This window comes from Rhodococcus sp. EPR-134, assembly GCF_001647205.1.
In the GTDB taxonomy this organism is placed as follows: domain Bacteria; phylum Actinomycetota; class Actinomycetes; order Mycobacteriales; family Mycobacteriaceae; genus Rhodococcus_F; species Rhodococcus_F qingshengii.
On the sequence record NZ_LVCT01000440.1, the window covers coordinates 1 to 4,918 of the forward strand.

At 61.8% G+C, this 4,918-nt stretch carries 4 protein-coding genes and 1 pseudogene; 3 read left to right on the forward strand and 2 right to left on the reverse strand.

What is annotated here, in order from left to right; all coding sequences use genetic code 11:
* Nucleotides 1–168: 168 nt before the first annotated feature.
* Nucleotides 169–747: a TetR family transcriptional regulator gene (locus tag A2J01_RS20450; protein WP_080733443.1), complete on the forward strand. Its 579-nt coding sequence runs from the start codon at nucleotides 169–171 to the stop codon at nucleotides 745–747.
* Between the two features lie 199 nt (nucleotides 748–946).
* Nucleotides 947–1,975 carry a helix-turn-helix domain-containing protein gene (locus tag A2J01_RS20455; protein ID WP_051649474.1) on the forward strand — a complete coding sequence of 343 codons (1,029 nt, stop codon included), beginning with the start codon at nucleotides 947–949 and terminating at the stop codon, nucleotides 1,973–1,975.
* Between the two features lie 132 nt (nucleotides 1,976–2,107).
* Here A2J01_RS20455 and A2J01_RS20460 read toward each other — a convergent pair whose 3' ends face one another.
* Nucleotides 2,108–3,226, reverse strand: coding sequence for a hypothetical protein (locus A2J01_RS20460; protein ID WP_051649475.1), 1,119 nt, complete (start codon nucleotides 3,224–3,226; stop codon nucleotides 2,108–2,110).
* Nucleotides 3,223–3,498 (reverse strand): annotated as a pseudogene (locus tag A2J01_RS36930) (tyrosine-type recombinase/integrase); the annotation flags it as partial. The pseudogene A2J01_RS36930 and the gene A2J01_RS20460, both read right to left, overlap by 4 nt.
* A gap of 687 nt (nucleotides 3,499–4,185) precedes the next feature.
* On the opposite strand from A2J01_RS36930, the gene A2J01_RS20465 reads away from it, so the two are divergent.
* On the forward strand, nucleotides 4,186–4,918 hold a 733-nt coding region (locus A2J01_RS20465; RefSeq protein WP_064113460.1), incomplete at its 3' end, for an alcohol dehydrogenase catalytic domain-containing protein.

The following is a 4,918-nucleotide window of genomic DNA, read 5'->3' on the forward strand; positions in this document are numbered from 1 at the left end:
GTCCTGATCAGAGCTGATGGAATTTCAGATCATTCCCGGGAAGGTGCGCCCACTCACGCCGCCTCGCCGAGAACCATCCACAGGTTCTGATCATTGCTCACTGCGCGCCCTGATGGTGGCTACCGGACAGCGGCAAGCACTCTCCTTCGTGCGACCGCGTTAGACGCATTGAGCGCTCTCCTGCTGCGGCAGAGCTGGAAGTCCGTGACCATGTCCGAGGTCGCGAAGGAAGCCGGTTTGTCTCGACAGACCATCTATAACGAGTTCGGGTCCCGGCGCGGTGTGGCGGAGAGCTACGCGATACGACTGACCGATCAGCTGGTCAGTGTGGTGGACGATGGACTCTACACTTGCGTTGGTGATATCAGATTGGCGCTCGGCCGAGGTTTGGCTGCGTTTTTCGCCGTCTCCGAACGTGACCCATTGGTCAGATCGCTACGAGAAGAAGACGCATCCGCAGACCTCCTGCGGCTCATTACTGTTCACAGCACCCAGCTTGTCGAGCGAGCCGCAGATCACCTCTCTGCCACATTTCAGCGATGCTGGGTGCAAGCCCCGAAACGCCAAGCCGATATCCTGAGCACGTCCATCGTTCAGATGGCCTTGGCGTATGTCTCACGGCCCCCGACTGACGCAGCCCAGACCGCCACCGATATCGCAGACCTACTCGCTCCGTACATCGAGGGGTTCCAAGATTTTCAAGCCAATCCAGAGTTGAGCAAGACGACTCGATTCGGTCGACCGTAGCGACAGCGGTGTAGCGCCGCTAGCGTCGGTGTCACGCAATATTCCCATTCTCAAGAGAAACGAACTTCCGGACAAGAATCCGTCCAGCTTGCCACCACCTCAGTTCCTGGCGTGATCGACGAAAGTGTCGTCGCAAACGTGGGTGACGGCTATGTTCGGTGGAGTCATAAACTTGTGAATTCGGGTCAAAGGAATCACCGTGAAGCTGAGCGATGAGGGTTTGCCACCGCTTGCGTTCGTGCAGCTGCTCGAACGCCGCGCACTCGACCCTGGCGCCGCCGCGCGCCTTCGCGCGATCATGCACCGCGAAGGAACCAGTGAAGCGACGCTCATTCAGCATGACGTCCAGGCACCGATACGGTGGTTTCGGGAGGTCTATCCCGAACTCGATATCGCCCAGGCCACTCGACTCGGATTTGCGTTTGCCGAGCAGGCCCAGTTGACATCGTTCGGGCCCCTGAGTTCACCTTTGATCAGCGCTGGTTCGGTCGCCGAGATCGTCGATCTCCTAACATACCTGCCATTGATCTCCACGGCGTTGAAATCGCAGTTCCACACTGGCGACTACGGTCTGATCGTCGGGCTCACTGCGCACACAGGCGATTCCGCACTGGACTGCTTGGTCATCACCTACGGTGGGTCGGCGTTATTACGACTGCTGGACATGCTCGCCGGTGACATATCGCCGGTGACACTCCATCTGAGCTGGCCGGAGCCGACCGAGGTGAGCCACGACAAAGGTCCGGGGGCGAATCGCCGGTTCTTCGACGCTCCGATTTCCTTCGTCCACGTACCCGAGGACACACTAAACAAGGCTTGTCGGTTCTCGGACCCTCTCGCATATCGACTCGCTATCGCTGATCTGCAGCGAACACTCGCCCATCGGAGTGGGTCCATGCCATCCGCCGAGAAGGTGAGGCAACTGTTGGAAAAGGACCTCGGACAGCGAACCAACCATGATGTTGCACAAGCTTTGTCGATGTCCAGCAGCACGTTGAAGCGGCGGCTTGCCGAAGAAGGGACCACTTATAGCAAGTTGCGCCAATCGCTGCTGTACGAACGCGCGATGCTACGGCTCCTCGACCGCTCGGTTTCGGTCAGCGAGATCGCTTCTGAACTCGGATACAGCGACCTCGCCAACTTCTCTCATGCCTTCAAACGCTGGACCGGGCGCTCTCCGAAAGACTTCCGAAACCCACGACTCTCGGACGACCCGGATTCGACGTAGACCACACAGACGGGGTCAGATCGATGCCTCCGTTCGCGGCCTGGTCGATCTTCATCGCGGAGATTTCGGAGACGTCACCGCCACCCTGCCGTGAGAAGAAGAGTTTGTGCAAACCCGAGTACGAACCACTTGTCACTCGACGGTGTCGGCCGGTACGCGTGTGGTCTCCGATTCGAGAAAGTCGACGAGTGCTTCCAACAGGCTGTCCGCGCGCGTTTCGACATCGGCCAGAACGGAGTCCACGTCGTCGAGAAGACCGTGGGCGTGTCTACGCGCAAGCGTTCCGCGTTCGCAGTAGCCGGGGTCGAGTAGGACCCGCGGTACTGGATCCGGTGCCGCGATCTGCTCCGGCTGTTGTGACCGCGCAGTGGGCTGCAGGTGGGTGGGTGCCCGTCCGTCCAGGTGCATTCGCACGATGCCCGCGACCGCACGGGCGGTCAGCGGGGTCGCAGCCAACGGGGTGTGGCCCCACCGGTCGATAGGAGTCGACAGCGGCTGTTTCCCGGCCGGGTCGAAATACCGGTCGTATCCGCCGAGCCCGGCGCCGCCGTCCACGGCATCGAGAGCGTCGGCGATCATTCGAGTGCTCGGATACCGGGTCCGATGGCCGAGCACCTCACACCAGCGCTGGTACACCATCCGCGGCGAGATGCCCGTCCCCGCCAGCGCGAGGGAGGTGAGGGTATGAACGCCGCGGCCTGTCTCGACGCGAAGGGCGTCGAGACCCGCATCGGCGGTGACATCGCACGCCCGCAGGGCCGCGATGTGCGTGTACGGCAGACCTGTCGTAGCGAGCGTGAGGATCAGTGCGTCTCTGCGTGCGAACAACGCTGACGGCCAACCGTATTCGGGAAGCCGCGCGATGATTCCGCCGATCACGGCTGCCACCTCTTGCAGGCGCGACGTGCGGGCACCATCCAGCGCAGCCCGGACGGTCTCAGCGCGCCCGGGAGGAGGTAATAGATGCCGATGATGAGCGGTGTCGATCACCGCGATCCGACGGCGTTGGGTCGTCGGCGCGGCGGGGTGCGCGTGAAGGAACCGAGCAAGTGACTCCGGAGAGGCCGCCAGTGAGGGTTCGCCATGGGCGGTGCACCAGTCCTCGAACAGTGACCACGTGTGCCGATCCCGCCTCGGTATCGACGTGTTCGTGATGTCCGCTGGTCGTATCGGACAAGGGCGGTCGTCGTGGTCAGCATCTGCCCCGGTCGTCCCGTCGCCGGTCACGGGCTCGGTCGGGTGCCTGGTCATAGGCCGAGCTCGGTAACGGCGTTGCCGACCAGTGGCGCATTCTCGTGAGCGTATGTTTCGACCATTGCGGGTTGTGGTGTACCCGGTTTGGTGCATGATGGCGCGTACGTCTGCACCGTTACGGAAGGCTTGGGTGACGAATCCGGCACGCAGTGAAGCCCGCCCAGTTGGGCGACGGTGGCGGTATCGTAGCCAGCGCGACGCCGGATTGCCGCATGTACCGTAGCCCCGGACAGGGCTGTGTCGGAGAGATTTTCTCGTATGGCAAATAGGTCTCGCCCGCAAATAAGTCTCGACCTTCGAACTCGTTCCGTGAACCAGCATCAGCAGGAGCGCACGAGCAGGCGGGTCGAACCTCGTGTGCCAGCGCTCCGTCCAGTAAGCCGACGGCAGGGTGGAGTGGCCTTCGTGCGATTTCATTCTCCAAGACCGTGTCAGGGCACGGTCGGGCGTACGGCCACACCTCGCCGACACGTCTCGAGGCCGCGCAAGTATCCTCTTTCAACACCCGGGACCGTGTAGTAAGTAGGCCCGTGATCCATCAAATTCGCCCGAATCTGGTTCATCGCGCGGGCACGCGGTGCTAGCGCCGCCGTACGCACGGGAAGGATACCACGAAATGACGTACGGACCCTTGTCCCGGTGAATCCCGTCGATTGACGATGCCAACCCGCCGAAGACATAAGGATGCACAGACCGAATGACTTTTTGCCCTGCTCACAAAGGCCTCGTGGGGCCGAACCTAGTGGCACTGATAGACCGCTAGCACGCCCCACGCTAAGGACAACCACCTCGGACGAAACCCCACCAGCACACCCCAAAGGATCGGTCGAGGCGAATTCTGCCGTGATGCCGGGTGGCGCGCTCGGGCCAAAGGTGGCGCTCAAGGACCGCGCGGTGATGTACACCACACCGGCACAGTAGACGTGTCGGAGGTTACTGATGAATGGAGAATATGGATGAAAACTAAGGCTGCGGTCCTGTGGGGACTCGGCGAGAAATGGCAGGTCGATGAACTCGATCTCGACGATCCCAAGCCAGGCGAGGTGATGGTCAAGCTCACAGCCAGCGGCTTATGCCACTCAGACGAGCATCTGGTCACGGGCGATATTCCGATTCCCTTCCCCGTCGTCGGCGGTCATGAGGGCGCAGGGATTATCCACAAGGTGGGAGCCGGCGTCACCGAAGTCGAAGAGGGCGATCCCGTCGTCCTTTCCTTCCTGCCAGCTTGCGGACGATGCAGCTACTGCGCCCGAGGCATGACGAACTTGTGCGACATGGGCGCCTCCATCGTTCTGGGGCCACAGCTTGACGGCACTTACCGATTCCACGGACGCGGTGAAGACATCGGGCAGATGTGTGTGCTCGGCACATTCAGCGAGTACACCGTGGTCCCCGTGGCCAGCGTCGTGAAGATCGATCAAGGCTTCCCCCTCGACCGCGCTGCCTTAGTCGGCTGTGGCGTGACGACGGGCTTCGGTTCAGCGGTTCGCACTGGCGAGCTGCGCGCAGGCGACACCGCGGTGGTCATCGGAGTGGGGGGGATCGGCAGTAACGCAGTGCAGGGCGCGCGGATTGCCGGTTGCCGCTACGTGATTGCTATCGATCCGGTCGCATTCAAACGTGAGAAGGCACTTGAGTTCGGTGCAACGCATGCCTTCGCCACCGTTGACGAGGCATGGCCGGTGGTCG